Annotated in this window: 12 protein-coding genes; 9 read left to right on the top strand and 3 right to left on the bottom strand. The window is 66.4% G+C overall.

Going from position 1 to position 14262, the window contains the following annotated elements; translation table 11 throughout:
- Positions 1-469 precede the first annotated feature (469 nt).
- The 4 genes from QN347_RS03110 (at position 470) to QN347_RS03095 (ending at position 5552) form a co-directional block, all read left to right on the top strand.
- Positions 470-1855: a helix-turn-helix domain-containing protein gene (locus tag QN347_RS03110; RefSeq protein ID WP_322162760.1), complete on the top strand. Its 1386-nt coding sequence runs from the start codon at positions 470-472 to the stop codon at positions 1853-1855.
- A gap of 130 nt (positions 1856-1985) precedes the next feature.
- Entirely contained in the window at positions 1986-2768 is a 783-nt protein-coding gene (locus tag QN347_RS03105) for an SDR family oxidoreductase (protein ID WP_322162761.1), read from the top strand.
- A 150-nt stretch (positions 2769-2918) separates the two neighbouring features.
- Positions 2919-4514: an isocitrate lyase gene (locus QN347_RS03100; protein ID WP_322162763.1), complete on the top strand. Its 1596-nt coding sequence runs from the start codon at positions 2919-2921 to the stop codon at positions 4512-4514.
- A gap of 213 nt (positions 4515-4727) precedes the next feature.
- Positions 4728-5552 (top strand): ATP-grasp fold amidoligase family protein, encoded by an 825-nt coding sequence (locus tag QN347_RS03095; RefSeq protein WP_322162764.1) that lies wholly within the window; start codon positions 4728-4730, stop codon positions 5550-5552.
- A gap of 11 nt (positions 5553-5563) precedes the next feature.
- Here QN347_RS03095 and QN347_RS03090 read toward each other — a convergent pair whose 3' ends face one another.
- Genes QN347_RS03090 through QN347_RS03080 form a run of 3 tightly spaced genes read right to left on the bottom strand, consistent with a single transcriptional unit; the run spans position 5564 to position 7022 of the window.
- A complete protein-coding gene (locus QN347_RS03090) occupies positions 5564-6514 on the bottom strand; it encodes an aldo/keto reductase (RefSeq protein ID WP_322162765.1) in 951 nt (316 codons plus the stop codon).
- Entirely contained in the window at positions 6511-6720 is a 210-nt protein-coding gene (locus QN347_RS03085) for a hypothetical protein (RefSeq protein WP_189675307.1), read from the bottom strand. The genes QN347_RS03090 and QN347_RS03085 overlap by 4 nt, the downstream gene beginning before the upstream one ends.
- Entirely contained in the window at positions 6720-7022 is a 303-nt protein-coding gene (locus tag QN347_RS03080; RefSeq protein ID WP_133189555.1) for a hypothetical protein, read from the bottom strand. Before QN347_RS03080 ends, QN347_RS03085 begins: the two co-directional genes overlap by 1 nt.
- A gap of 156 nt (positions 7023-7178) precedes the next feature.
- Between QN347_RS03080 and QN347_RS03075 the strand changes: the two genes are divergently transcribed.
- From QN347_RS03075 to QN347_RS03055, 5 genes are all read left to right on the top strand, one after another.
- Positions 7179-8138 (top strand): ArsR/SmtB family transcription factor, encoded by a 960-nt coding sequence (locus QN347_RS03075; RefSeq protein WP_189675306.1) that lies wholly within the window; start codon positions 7179-7181, stop codon positions 8136-8138.
- The gene (gene metF / locus QN347_RS03070; protein ID WP_322162768.1) at positions 8135-9079 is read left to right on the top strand and encodes a methylenetetrahydrofolate reductase [NAD(P)H]; all 945 of its coding nucleotides are present in this window, start codon (positions 8135-8137) and stop codon (positions 9077-9079) included. The genes QN347_RS03075 and metF overlap by 4 nt, the downstream gene beginning before the upstream one ends.
- A 128-nt stretch (positions 9080-9207) precedes the next feature.
- Positions 9208-10254: a homocysteine S-methyltransferase family protein gene (locus QN347_RS03065; RefSeq protein WP_322162770.1), complete on the top strand. Its 1047-nt coding sequence runs from the start codon at positions 9208-9210 to the stop codon at positions 10252-10254.
- A 159-nt stretch (positions 10255-10413) separates the two neighbouring features.
- Positions 10414-13125 carry a methionine synthase gene (metH, locus tag QN347_RS03060; RefSeq protein WP_322162771.1) on the top strand — a complete coding sequence of 904 codons (2712 nt, stop codon included), beginning with the start codon at positions 10414-10416 and terminating at the stop codon, positions 13123-13125.
- 160 nt (positions 13126-13285) lie between these two features.
- Positions 13286-14215, top strand: coding sequence for a right-handed parallel beta-helix repeat-containing protein (locus QN347_RS03055; RefSeq protein ID WP_322162773.1), 930 nt, complete (start codon positions 13286-13288; stop codon positions 14213-14215).
- Positions 14216-14262 lie beyond the last annotated feature (47 nt).

Here is a 14262-nt window from a genome sequence, read left to right as displayed (position 1 = left end):
GGGCGGCGCTGCTGCCCGTCCCTTTTTTGTGTCTGGGGTTTAGAAACTCCCTCTCCCTGCGGGAGAGGGAAGGGGCCCGCTCGGCGAAGCCGGGTGGGAAGGGTGAGGACAGCGCGCTCCAGCGATGGGTGCTGCCCTCACCCGACCTCGCTTCGCTCGGCCACCCTCTCCCGAAGGGAGAGGGGTAGAAACAGGAAATGCCCGCCGCGCACGAGGCGCGGCGGGCATCCTTTCCTCCCCAGGAAACTCTCAAAGCCATTCAAACTGTGGCGCTTTTTACAAGCCTGCTCACCAGTCGTGGCGCCACTAGGAGTGATTCCGTGCCAACCGCCAGCGGGATTCGGCTGCGGTATCGGTAAAGGCGTGACCAATCCTGACGCAAACTCGGGTGATCTTGTAAAGATGTGACAGTTAGGGTCATGTACGCCCGCGACTCCGCCGGAGCGCCGAGCAGATCCGAGGACGTGTCATGGCCGATCGCAAACTCTTCGCTGGCCACGCCATCCGCCGCTTGCGGCGCCAGGCGGGGCTGACCCAGGCGGCGATGGCCGAAGTGCTGACGATTTCGCCGAGCTATCTCAACCTCGTCGAGAAGAACCAGCGCCCGCTGTCGGGATCGCTGATCGTCAAGCTCGCCGAGAGTTTCGACTTCGATCCGCGCGCGCTCGCGGCAGGCGAGCCGGGCGGGGGCGAGGCCGCGCTCAGGCGGCGGCTTGCCGATCCGATGTTCGCCGATCTCGAGATCGACCGCAACGAACTCGAGGAATGGCTCGCCGGCGCACCCGGCGGCGCCGAAGCCTTTGCGCGTGCCTTCGACCGGATCGGCGCGGGCAGCGCGGCCGCGCCCGGCGCGCTCGATTCGGTCGGCGAGGTACGCCGCGAGATCGAACGCTGGCGCGGACATTTTTCGGATCTCGACACGATCGCGGAGAAACTCGCCGACGAGTTGCGGCTTGGAGCCGGCGATCTCTACGGCGCGATCTCGGAGCGATTGCGCGTCAAGCATCAGCTGACGATCCGCGTGCTGCCGGTCGACGTGATGCCCGACCTGCTGCGCCGTACCGATCTCCACGCGCGGCAATTGCAGGTGTCGGAAATCCTCGACCCTGCGTCGCGCACCTTCGCGGTGGCGTATCAGCTTGCCGAGATCGAGGCGCGGGGCGAAATCGACGGGCTGGTCAAGGGCGCGGGCTTTACAGATCGCGCCGCCGAGCGGCTCTATCGCCGCCACCTCGCCAGCTATTTCGCTGCCGCTGTGATGATGCCTTACGCCCGCTTCCTGCGCGCGTGCGAGGCGACGGGATACGATATCGAGCTGCTCCAGCGCCGCTTCGGTGCCGGGTTCGAGCAAGTCGCGCACCGGCTGACGACGTTGCAGCGCGTGGGCGCGCGGGGGCTGCCGTTCTTCTTCGTGCGGATCGACCGTGCCGGGCAAGCGTCGAAGCGCTTTTCGGGGGCGAGTGCGTCGCCTTTGGCGGAGGCCGAAGGGCGCTGCCCGTTGTGGCAGATCCATGCCGCGTTCGATCGGCCGGGCAAGCTCGTCGTGCAGCTCGTCGAACTCGAGGACGGCGCGCGCTGGTTGACGCTCGCGCGGACGGTCGCGCCGCAAGGGCGTCGCTTCGGCGCGGTAGCGGCCGAGTTCGTCGTCGGGCTGGGCGTGGCGGCGGAGCATGCCGGCGCGCTGGCGATCGCGCGCGGGGTCGATCTCAAGGGGGAGGCGACCCCGATCGGCCTCGGGTGTCGCGCGTGCGGGCGCGGGCATTGTCCGCAGCGCTCGTTGCCGCCGGCGGGGCGTGCGCTGGTGCTCAACGATCGCGAGCGCGGAGTAAGCGCGTTTACCTTCGGCGGGGATTGAACGGGAATTTGCCGCCCGCGACGCCAGCAGTTAGAGTGTGCAGCCAACCGGAGTGAGATCGATGAACACGCAGCCGACTGCCTGACCATCCTGCCGCCCGAGCGCGGCCTCTCATCTCTGGAATTCTCGCGTGAAACGATTGGAAGACAAACTGTGCGTCGTGACCGGCGCAGGGCGCGGCATCGGCGCGGCGATCGCGCGTGCGTTCGCGGCCGAAGGCGCGCGCGTCGTGGTGACCGACAAGAATGGCTCGCGTGCGCAGGTGCTCGCCACCGAGCTCGATCAGGCCTGGGCCTTGCTCGACGTTGCGCTTGAAGCGGATTGGGCGCGGTTCGCGGTGGCGTGGCCAGCGATCGACGTATTGGTCAACAATGCCGGCGTCACCGGGTTCGAGGACGGCGTTGCCGCGCATGATCCCGAACATGCCACGCTCGAGGATTGGCGAGCGGTTCACCGCGTCAATCTCGATGGCACCTTTCTCGGCTGTCGCTATGCGATCGGCGCGATGCGGGCGACGGGGGCGGGGTCGATCATCAACATCTCGTCGCGTTCGGGGATGATCGGGATCCCGGCCGCGGCGGCTTATGCCTCGTCGAAGGCGGCGATCCGCAACCACAGCAAGACCGTGGCGCTCTATTGCGCGCAACAGGGGCTGGCGATTCGGTGCAACTCGATCCACCCCGCGGCGATCCTCACGCCGATGTGGGACCCGATGCTGGGTGACGGGCCGGATCGATCGGCGCGCGAGGCGGCGCTGGTCGCAGACACGCCGCTGCGCCGCTTCGGTGAGCCCGAGGAAGTCGCCGCACTCGCGGTGCTGCTGGCGAGCGACGAGGCGCGCTACATGACGGGGACCGAATTGACGATCGACGGCGGCATTCTCGCCGGGTCGGTGGCAAGCCCAGCGCGATAGCAGCCGGCCGGTGCAGTGTGATATTTACAATATTACACTGCACCGGCGGCGGGTTTGACAGGATAACGCGGTAGTCAGTCGATGAGCGGCTTACAGCGCTGTCAATTCATGTACCTATCTCGCCATACACACAGAGCGAGGGGCACCCCCATGACCTACCAGACCGACATCGCCCAGACCAAGAGCCTGATCCAGCGCTACAACGGCACGTGGGACGGCATCGACGCCGAGAGCGTCGCGCGGATGCGGGTGCAGAACCGGTTCCAGAGCGGGCTCGACATCGCGCGCTACACCGCCGCGATCATGCGCAAGGATATGGCGGCGTATGATGCCGACCCGTCGGCCTACACCCAGTCGCTCGGTTGCTGGCACGGCTTTATCGGCCAGCAGAAGATGATCAGCATCAAGAAGCATTTCGGCTCGACCGAGCGCCGCTATCTCTACCTCTCGGGCTGGATGATCGCCGCGTTGCGCTCCGAATTCGGCCCGCTGCCCGATCAGTCGATGCACGAGAAGACCAGCGTGCCGGCGTTGATCGAGGAGCTCTACACCTTCCTGCGCCAGGCCGATGCACGCGAGCTCGGCATGATGTTCCGCGATCTCGATGCGGCGCGCGCCAGCGGCAACCAAGTCGAGGAGCAGCGCCTGCTCAACGCGATCGACGGCTATCAGACGCATGTCGTGCCGATCATCGCCGATATCGACGCGGGCTTCGGCAATGCCGAGGCGACCTATCTGCTCGCCAAGAAGATGATCGAGGCGGGTGCGTGCGCGCTGCAGATCGAGAACCAGGTAAGCGATGAAAAGCAGTGCGGCCATCAGGACGGCAAGGTCACGGTGCCGCACGAGGACTTCCTCGCGAAGGTCCGCGCGTGCCGCTACGCCTTCCTCGAACTCGGCGTCGAGGACGGCATCATCGTCACGCGCACCGATTCGCTCGGCGCTGGGCTGACCAAGCAGATCGCGGTGTCGAAGGAGCCGGGCGATCTCGGCGACCAGTATAACAGCTACCTCGATTGCGAGGAGATCGACCCGGCGACCGCGCGCAACGGCGACGTCATCCTCAACCGCGATGGCAAGCTGCTGCGCCCGAAGCGGCTCGCATCGAACCTGTTCCAGTTCCGCGCCGGCACCGGGGAGGACCGCTGCGTGATGGATTGCATCGCTTCGCTGCAGAACGGCGCCGACCTGCTGTGGATCGAGACCGAGAAGCCGCATATCGAACAGATCGCGGGCATGGTCGACCGCGTTCGCGCGGTCATCCCCAACGCCAAGCTGGTCTACAACAATTCGCCGAGTTTCAACTGGACGCTCAACTTCCGCCAGCAGGTCTATGATGCCTGGGCGGGCGAGGGGAAGGACGTCTCGGCGTATGACCGGGCGCGGCTGATGTCGGTCGATTATGACGGCACCGAACTGGGCGACGAAGCCGACGAGCGGATCCGCACCTTCCAGAAGGACGCCGCCGCACGCGCCGGCATCTTCCATCACCTTATCACGCTGCCGACCTATCACACCGCGGCGCTGTCGACCGACAATCTCGCCAAGGAGTATTTCGGCGATGCGGGGATGCTCGGCTATGTGAAGGGCGTCCAGCGCAAGGAGATCCGCGAGGGGATCGCCTGCGTCAAGCACCAGAACATGTCGGGCTCGGACATCGGCGACGATCACAAGGAGTATTTCGCGGGCGAGGCGGCGCTCAAGGCAGGCGGCGCGCACAATACGATGAATCAGTTCGCAGCCTGACGCAGCCGGCGGAGCGAAGCTCCGCCGCGCCCGCGGCAGGCCCGGCCGGCGGGGCCTGCAGCCCCGTCCGACGACGCGGCTTTGCCGCGGCGGGATTTGAGCTCCCCCTCGAACCCGCCGCAGCTTTCGGCCAGTCCGGAACCAACAGCATCCATCGCGGCTTGTGCTGCGATGGATGTTGCGTTTCCGGCCTCAGCGCCTCGACTTGCCAGGGTGCGCGCACGGTGGCGGATCTACCTGACTTATTGGTGGCGACACGGGCGCTGGCCCGCGCTCGATGATCCGCGCACCTTCACCGAGCTGGTCCAGGCGCGCAAACTGACCGGCGCCGACCCCGCGATGGTGCGAATGGCGGACAAGCTGGTGGCGAAGACGATGGTGACCGAGCGGCTCGGCGCCGACTGGGTCATCCCGACGCTGTGGCAGGGAACCGAATTACCCGAGGCACCGGCATGGCCCACGCCATTCGTCGTCAAGGCGCGGCACGGCTGCAACCAGACCGCCTTCGTCTTCGACGATGGCGCCAACTGGGCGGACATCCGCCGGCGTGCGGCCGGATGGATGCGATCGACCTATGGATATTGGCTCGATGAGGATCTCTACGCCGGCATCCCACACGGGCTGATGGTCGAGCCGTTCATCGGCGCGCCGCCGGTGCTGCCGATCGACTATAAATTCTACGTGTTCGGTGGGCGCGTCCGCTACGTGCAGGTTCATCTCGGTCGCGGCGGACGGCATCGCTGGATCCTGTTCGACCGCCACTGGCAGCGCGTGTCGGCGGCAAGCGCCGATCCCGACCCGACGCCGCCGGTCACGCTCGGCCAGATGATCATGGCCGCCGAGCGCCTGTCCGACGGGCGCGATTTCGTGCGGGTCGACCTCTACGAAATCGATGGGCGGCCGTTGTTCGGCGAAATGACCTTCTATCCGGGGTCTGGGCTCGATCCGTTCAGCCCCGTCGCGCTCGACGCCGAGCTTGGCGCGCACTGGCTGCGCGCCAAGCTCGCCATGCTCGAACCGCTACGCGCGGTTGCCTGACGCCTGGGCGTTCAGGCGCCCGCGACCGCCAAGCGCTCGATCTGCTCCGGGCTCAGCACGAGGTCCATCGATCCCAGCAATTCCTCGACCTGCGCGACGCTCGTCGCGCTGGCGATCGGCGCGGTTACGGCGGGCTGTTCGGCGAGCCATTTGAGCGCGATCTGCGCGAGGCTCGCGCCGGTTTCCGCGGCGATCGCATCCATCACGGCGAGGACGGCCGGTCCGCTGCCGTCGAGCAACGCCTGCATCCGTCCGCCGCGCACGCTCTTGCCGAAATCGTCGGCGCTGCGATATTTGCCCGTCAGGAAGCCCGAGGCGAGCCCGTAATAGGGCACCACGCCGATATTGTACTCGACGCAATACGCCTGGAGCTCGCCCTCGAACTTCTGGCGGCTGACGAGGTTATATTCGGGCTGGAGCACATGATAATGTGGCAGCCCGTGTGCCTTGGCGGCATCGTTTGCCGATTTCAGCCGCGCGGCGTGGAAGTTCGATGCGCCGAGCGCGCGGATCTTGCCCGCGTCGATCAGCTTGCCGAACGCGGCGAGCGCATCTTCCTGCGCGACCGCGTCGTCATCCTGATGTGCGAAATACAGGTCGATCGTGTCGACGCCGAGCCGCTTGAGCGAGGCGTCGCAGGCAGCGGCAATCCGGGCCGGCGCGAGCTTTTCGCCGCCTTCGCCCGGCAGCATGCCGACCTTGGTCGCGATCTGCACTTGGTCTCGCTTGCCCGATTGCTTGAGCCACGCGCCGATCACGGTCTCGGATTCGCCGCCTTTGTGGCCGGGAACCCAGGCGGAATAGACGTCGGCGGTATCGATCATCGTGCCGCCACCTGCGACGAAGGCGTCGAGCACGGCGAAGCTGGTCGCTTCATCGGCAGTCCAGCCGAAGACGTTGCCGCCGAGCACGAGCGGGGCGATGCGGAGGTCTGTGGCACCCAGGCGGCGGAGTGTGGTCATTGCGGCTGGTCCTCGTTGCCGGGCGCGTCGTCGGTGACGATCACGGCGGCGTTGGTGTCGGGAGAATTGGCGTCGAGCGACGCGGCCGCCTCGTCAAGCGCCTGGTCCTCGCCCGGCGGTGCGCCGGTCGAGGACGTACCGCGCGAGCAGGCGGCAAGCAGCAGCAACGAGACGAGCAGGGCGCGTCGCTTGGAACCGATGCGCATCAATCGCGGATGTCGTTGCCGAAGTCGGAAATTGCGGCCCCGGCGCGATCGGCGGCGCGGTCGGCCTTGTCGGACAGCCGGTCGGCCTTGTTGCTGAGGACAGCGCCGGCATTGTCGAGTCGCGTTTCGGCAGCACCCAGCGCCGCATCTGTATCGTCAACGGCCTTGGCGCCGGTCGCGTTTGCGTCGGCTGCAACGCTGTTGGCGGCTTCGCCGATATCGTTCTGCGCTTTGGGACTGCACGCGGCGAGGCCGATGGCGGCGACGATCGTGAGCGGCAGCAGGATGCGGGTCTTGATCATGATAGGTCCTTGGCTCCCAGCAATGGGCGCACGCTAGAGGATGGGGTCGGGGGCTTCAACTCCGCGGACGGCATGTTGTTGCGCTGCCAGTCTCGGAATAGGGGCGTTCGAACCGCGTTGACCTCATATAAAGATATCTTTATATGTGATGCCACGATGACCATTGCCCTCGATATCTTTCGCGCGCTTGCCGACGCCACGCGGCTGCGGATCGTCGCCTTGTTGCGGACGATGGAGCTGTCGGTCGGTGAACTCGCGCAAGTGCTCGGGCAGAGCCAGCCGCGCGTTTCGCGGCACGTGAAAATTCTGTGCGACGCGGGGCTCGCCGAGCGGCGCAAGGAAGGCAGCTGGGTGTTCGTCGCGCTCGGCAGCGGCGCCACCGTCGGCCCGATCGCGACCGCGCTCGATGCGTGGGGCGAGATCGAGCCCGATCATTGGCGGGTCGCCGATGCCGCGCGGCTCGCTGCGGTCCGCGCCGATCGCGCAGCGTCGGCGGCAAGCTGGTTCGAGGCGAATGCCGGGCAGTGGGACGCGATTCGCTCGCTCCACATCGCCGAGAGCGAGGTCGAGGCGGCGATGTCGGCAGTGCTTGGCGACGCACCGATCGGCCAGTTGATCGACATCGGGACCGGCACCGGGCGGATGCTCGAGCTGTTCGCGGGACGGGCAGGGCAAGCGCTCGGGATCGATCGCAGTTCCGAAATGCTGCGGCTCGCGCGCGCGAAACTGTCCGAGCGCGGGCTGAGCAATGCCGAACTGCGCCAGGCCGATCTCTATGCGCTGCCGCTCGGCGACGACGCGGCGGACGTCGCGATCGTTCACCACGTGCTGCACTTTGCGCAGCAACCCGGCGCGGCGATCGCCGAGGCTGCGCGCGTGTTGAAACCGGGGGGGCGCCTGCTGATCGCGGATTTCGCAGCGCATGACCGCGAGGATCTGCGCGCCAAGGATGCGCATACCCGCCTGGGCTTCGCGGACGATCAGATCGAAACGTGGTTCGCCGCGGCGGGGCTGGCGCCGGCCCGGATCGAGACGCTCGAGGGCGGGGAATTGACGGTCAAACTGTGGCTCGCCCGCAAGGTCGGCCAACGCGTAGCAGAGGTGAAGGCGGCATGACGGTTTCGGTAAAGCAGATGCAGGAGGCGCGGCTCGCGCTCGCAGCGCCGTTGTTCGCCGATATCGCGGGCGACGCGCGGGTGAGCTTCGAATTCTTCCCGCCCAAGACCGAGAAGATGGAGGAGACGCTGTGGGAGTCGGTTCAGACGCTGGCGCCGCTCGGCCCGCGCTTCGTCTCGGTCACGTACGGCGCGGGCGGCACGACGCGCGAGCGGACGCATGCGACGGTCGCCCGGATCGCGCGCGAGACCGACATTCCGGCAGCGGCGCACCTCACCTGCGTCGATGCGACGCGCGAGGAGATCGACGCGATCGCCGATGAATATTGGAAGGCGGGGGTGCGCCACATCGTCGCGCTGCGCGGGGATTCGCCCGTCGCGGGGCAGAAGTTCCAGTCGCCGGTCGGTGGGTATGAGAATGCCGCGGCGCTCGTCGCGGGTCTGCGCAAGCTCCACCCGTTCGAGATTTCGGTTTCGGCCTATCCCGAATGCCATCCGGATTCGGTGAGCGAGGCGGCCGATCTCGACAATCTCAAGCGCAAGCTCGATGCCGGCGCGACGCGCGCGATCACGCAGTTCTTCCATGAGGCGGAGACCTTCTTCCGCTTCCGCGATGCCGCTGCCAAGGCCGGGATCGACGCCGAGATCGTTCCGGGGATCATGCCGATCATGAACTTCGGCGCGGTGCAGCGCATGTCCGCGATGTGCGGCACGGTGGTGCCCGACTGGATGGGGACGCTGTTCGACGGGCTCGACGATCGCCCCGCCGCGCGCCAGTTGGTATCGGCGACGATCGCGGCCGAGCTGTGCCGGCGCTTGTATGCGGGCGGGGTGCGCGACTTCCATTTCTACACGCTCAACCGGGCAGAGCTCAGCTACGCGATCTGCCATCTGCTCGGCATTCGCGGGCAGCCGGCGCTGATCGCGGCGCAAGCGGCGTAAACCTTTTCTTCCCTCCCGTTTGCGGGAGGGGTTGGGGGTGGGCTCGCGCTCTCCCCAAAGCTACCACCCGATTAGGTCGGGTGCCCACCCCCAGCCCCTTCCGCAAGCGGGAGGGGAGAGGATAGACGATGACCACCCGCCAGACATTCCTCGCCGAAGCCGCCAAGCGCATCCTGATCACCGACGGCGCATTCGGCACCGAGATCCAGAACTGGAAGCTGTCCGAAGCCGACTATGCAGGCACGCTCGGCCTCGCCAAGGACCAGAAGGGCAACAACGACATCCTCGCGCTGACCAAGCCCGAGGTGCCAGAAGCGATCCACCGCGCCTATTTCGAAGCCGGCGCCGATATCGCCGAGACCAACACCTTCTCGGCCAACCGCATCAGCCAGGCCGATTATGCCGCCGAGCATCTCGTGCGCGAGATCAACGTCGAGAGCGCCAAGCTCGCGCGCCGACTCGCCGACGAGTTCCAGGCAAAGGACGGCCGCCCACGCTTCGTCGCGGGCGCGGTCGGGCCGACCAACAAGACGCTGTCGCTTAGCCCCGACGTCAACGATCCGGGCTTCCGCGAGATCGACTTCGATTATCTGAAGGACGTGTACCGCGAGCAGGTCGACGCGCTGCTCGAAGGCGGCGCCGATTTCATCCTGATCGAGACGGTGTTCGATACCTTGAACGCCAAGGCCGGGATCATGGCGGTGCTCGAAGCGGCCGACACGCTCGGTCGCGACGTGCCGATCATGCTGTCGATGACGCTGACCGATCTTTCCGGGCGGAACCTGTCGGGGCACACCGTCGAGGCGTTCTGGCACGCGGTGCGCCACGCCAAGCCGGTGACGATCGGGCTCAATTGCTCGTTCGGCGCCGAGCAGTTGCGGCCGCATGTGCGCACGCTGTCGGACATCTGCGATACGCTGATCATGGTGTATCCAAATGCCGGGCTGCCCAACGAGCTCGGTGAATATGACGAGCAGCCGTCGACCACCGCGGGGCTGGTGCGCGAATGGGCGGCCAACGCGCAGGTCAACGTGCTCGGCGGGTGCTGCGGTTCGACCCCGGCGCATATCGCAGCGATCGCCAAGGCGGTCGGCGAGCTGCCCCCGCGCGCGCTGCCGGTGCCGCCGGTCGTGACGCGGTTGGCGGGGCTCGAGCCGATGACGATGGCGGCTTAGCCGCGAGCGAACTGCCTTCTTCCCCTCTCCCGTTTGCGGGAGAGGCCGGGTGAGGGCCTTCTTTTCCTACTACGTTTTCAATCGGGTCCTGCGTCGCGCAGAAGAAGACCCTCACCCCAACCCTCTCCCGCGAAACCGGGGGAGGGAGAAGCAGGCAAAATGACGATCGCGAACTCCTCCACCAATTTCGTCAACATCGGTGAGCGCACCAACGTCACCGGCTCGGCGCGCTTCAAGAAGCTCATCATGGCGGGCGATTACCCCGCCGCGGTCGAAGTCGCGCGCCAGCAGGTCGAGAGCGGCGCGCAGGTGCTCGACGTCAACATGGACGAGGGCCTGCTCGACGCGGAGTACGCGATGACGACCTTCCTGAAGCTGATCGCCGCCGAGCCCGACATCGCGCGCATCCCGTTCATGGTCGACAGCTCGAAATGGTCGGTGATCGAGGCGGGGCTCAAGTGCGTCTCGGGCAAGCCGATCGTCAATTCGATCAGCATGAAGGAAGGCGAGGACCAGTTCCTCGCCCAGGCGCGCAAAGTGATGAACTACGGCGCCGCGGTGGTGGTGATGGCGTTCGACACCGTCGGCCAAGCCGACACGCGTGCGCGCAAACTCGAGATCTGCGGTCGGGCGTATGACCTGCTGATGGGCATCGCCTTTCCCCCCGAGGACATCATTTTCGATCCCAACATCTTCGCGGTCGCGACGGGGATCGAGGAGCATAACAATTACGCGGTCGACTTCATCGAGGCGTGCCGCGACATCAAGGCGCGCTGCCCGCACGCGCATATCTCGGGCGGGCTGTCGAACCTGTCGTTCAGCTTCCGCGGCAACGAGCCGGTGCGCCGCGCGATGCACTCGGTGTTCCTCTATTATGCGATCCCCGCCGGGCTCGACATGGCGATCGTCAATGCGGGGCAGCTCGACATTTACGACGCGATCGACCCCAAGCTGCGCCAGGCGTGCGAGGACGTCATCCTCAATTCCGATGACGGCGCGACCGAGCGGCTGATCGCGATGGCCGAGAGCTTCAAGGGCACTGACGCCGTCGCCGAGAAGGCCGCCGCCGAATGGCGCAGCCTGCCGGTGACCAAGCGGCTCGAATATGCGCTGGTCAAGGGCATTGACGCACATGTCGTCGACGATACCGAGGAGTGCCGCCAGCAATTCGCGCGGCCGATCGAGGTGATCGAGGGGCCGCTGATGGACGGGATGAACGTCGTCGGCGACCTGTTCGGATCGGGCAAGATGTTCCTGCCGCAGGTGGTGAAGTCGGCGCGCGTGATGAAGAAGGCGGTGGCGCATCTGCTCCCCTTCATCGAGGCGGCGAAGGAGCCCGGCGCGCGCGGCAAGGGCAAGATCATCATGGCGACCGTCAAGGGCGACGTGCACGACATCGGCAAGAACATCGTCGGCGTGGTGCTCCAGTGCAACGGCTTCGACGTGGTCGACATGGGGGTGATGGTGCCGTGGTCGGACATTCTGAAGTCGGCCAAGGAAAATGACGCCGACATGATCGGCCTGTCGGGGCTGATCACGCCGTCGCTCGACGAGATGGTGACCGTTGCCGAGGAAATGAAGCGCGCGGGCATGACCATGCCGTTGCTGATCGGCGGCGCGACCACCTCGAAGGTCCATACCGCGCTGCGCATCGCGCCGGCCTATGATGGGCCGGTCGTGCATGTGCTCGACGCGAGCCGTGCGGTGGGTGTGGCGTCGACCTTGGTCAGCGACACGATCCGCGACGATTTCGTCCAGAAGACCGCCGACGAGTATGAAGCGGTGCGGATCGCGCGCGCCAACAAGGGGCAGAGCGAGCTCATCCCGATCGAGGCGGCGCGCGCCAATGCCTTCCCGGCCGACATGGCGCTAAAGCCCGAAGCACCGAAGCAGCCCGGCGTGCATGTGTTCGAGGATTGGGACCTCGCCGATCTGCGCGAACTGATCGACTGGACGCCGTTCTTCCGCGCGTGGGAGCTGGCGGGGAATTATCCGGCGATCCTGACCGATTCGGTGGTGGGCGAAAGTGCGACGTCGCTCTTCGCCGATGCGCAGAAGATGCTCGACCAGATCATCGCCGAGAAATGGCTGACCGCCAAGGGCGTGGCGGGGCTGTGGCCGTGCCGGCGCGAGGGGGACGACGTGGTGATTTCCGCAAAGCCCTTCCCCTTCAGGGCAGGGGTTGGGGTGGAGCCGTCCAGCGCGTCCGCCGCCGACAGTCTCGGTGGGACGTCCCCCACCCCCAACCCCTCCCCTGAAGGGGAGGGGCTTGAAGACGTGAGGATGCCCTTCCTGCGCCAGCAGATCGCCAAGCGCGAGGGGCGCGCCAACATGTGTCTCGCCGATTTCATCGATCCGGCAGGCGACTGGATCGGCGGGTTCGCGGTCACCGCCGGCCACGGCATCGACGCGCACCTCGCGCGCTTCAAGGCCGATAACGACGACTATTCGGACATCTTGCTCAAAGCGCTCGCCGACCGTCTCGCCGAGGCGTTCGCCGAGCGGCTCCACCAGCATGTCCGCACCGAATTGTGGGGCTATGCCGAGGGTGAGCAGCTCACCAACGAGGCGCTGATCCGCGAGCAATATCGCGGTATCCGCCCGGCACCGGGTTATCCGGCCTGCCCCGATCACAGCGAGAAGCCGATGCTGTTCGAGCTGCTCGGCGCGACCGAAGCGACCGGCATCACGCTGACCGAAAGCTTCGCGATGCTGCCGACCGCGGCGGTGTCGGGCTTCTATTTCGGCCATCCGCAGGCGGAGTATTTCGGTGTCGCGCGCGTCGGGCCCGACCAGCTCGAGGAATATGCCGAGCGGCGTGGTGTCGATCTGGCGACCGCGACCCGCTGGTTGCGGCCCAATCTGGACTGACCCAACGTCATGCCGGACTTGATCCGGCATCCATGCGAGTCATCTGCCGTCTCGTATGGACCCCAGACCAAGTCCGGGGTGACGGTGCGAGGTTAACCCTCAATTAGCCTTCCCACCCGGGCTCCCCGCGGGCATCGTGCCGCGCAAAGGAGCCAGCCCAATGCGTCGCATTCTACCCCTGCTCGCCATCGCGATCGCCGCCCCCGCCGCCGCGCAGAAGCGCGCGCCCTTCACGATCGAGGGGACCGGCCAAGGCTTCCAGACGATCGATGAGGCGGTGCAGTCGATCCGCATGGGCACCGCGACGATCCTGATCGCGCCCGGCGTCTATCATCAGTGCACGATCCAGTCGGGCGGGCACATCACCTTCAAGGCGGTGACCCCGGGCACGGCGATCTTCGAGGGGACGGCGTGCGAGGACAAGGCGGCATTCGTGCTGCGCGGGCAGAGCTCGGTGGTCGACGGCATCGTCTTCCGCAAGATCGCGGTCGGCGACGGCAATGGCGCCGGGATCCGCAGCGAAGTCGGCGATCTCGTCGTGCGCAACTCGATGTTCCTCGACAATCAGGAGGGCATCCTCGGCGGCCAGCCCAGCGGGCAAAAGATCACGATCGACCATTCGACCTTCGCGGGTCTCGGGCAGTGCGACATCACGCCGAGCTGCTCGCACAGCATCTACCTCGCCAATCTCGGATCGGTGACCGTCACCAATTCGCGCTTCGAACGCGGCACCGGCGGGCATTACGTCAAGCTGCGCACGCCGCGCGTCACGATCACCGACAACAGCTTCGACGACACCAAGGGCAGCAAGACCAACTACATGATCGACCTGTCGCAAGGCGCGACCGGGCTGATCGCACGCAACACCTTCGTGCAGGGCGCGCGCAAGGAGAATCACAGCGGGCTGATCGTCGTCTCGGCCGAGGCGAAGACCTACAGCGCGGCGGGCCTGCGGATCGAGGATAACGACGCGAGCCTCGCGCCGGGTGCGCCGACCAATCCGGCGTTCGTCGCCAATATGAGCGGGGATCAGCTGGCGATCGGCGCGAATCGGCTTGGGGCTGGGATCCGATCGTACGAGGTTCGGTAACCAATCTCCCTCTCCCATGTGGAGCGGGAAGGGTGAGGGCAGCTATT

This window comes from Sphingomonas sp. 10B4 (assembly GCF_035019905.1).
Lineage (GTDB): Bacteria > Pseudomonadota > Alphaproteobacteria > Sphingomonadales > Sphingomonadaceae > Sphingomonas > Sphingomonas glacialis.
This window is presented reverse-complemented; position numbering and strand designations above follow the sequence as displayed.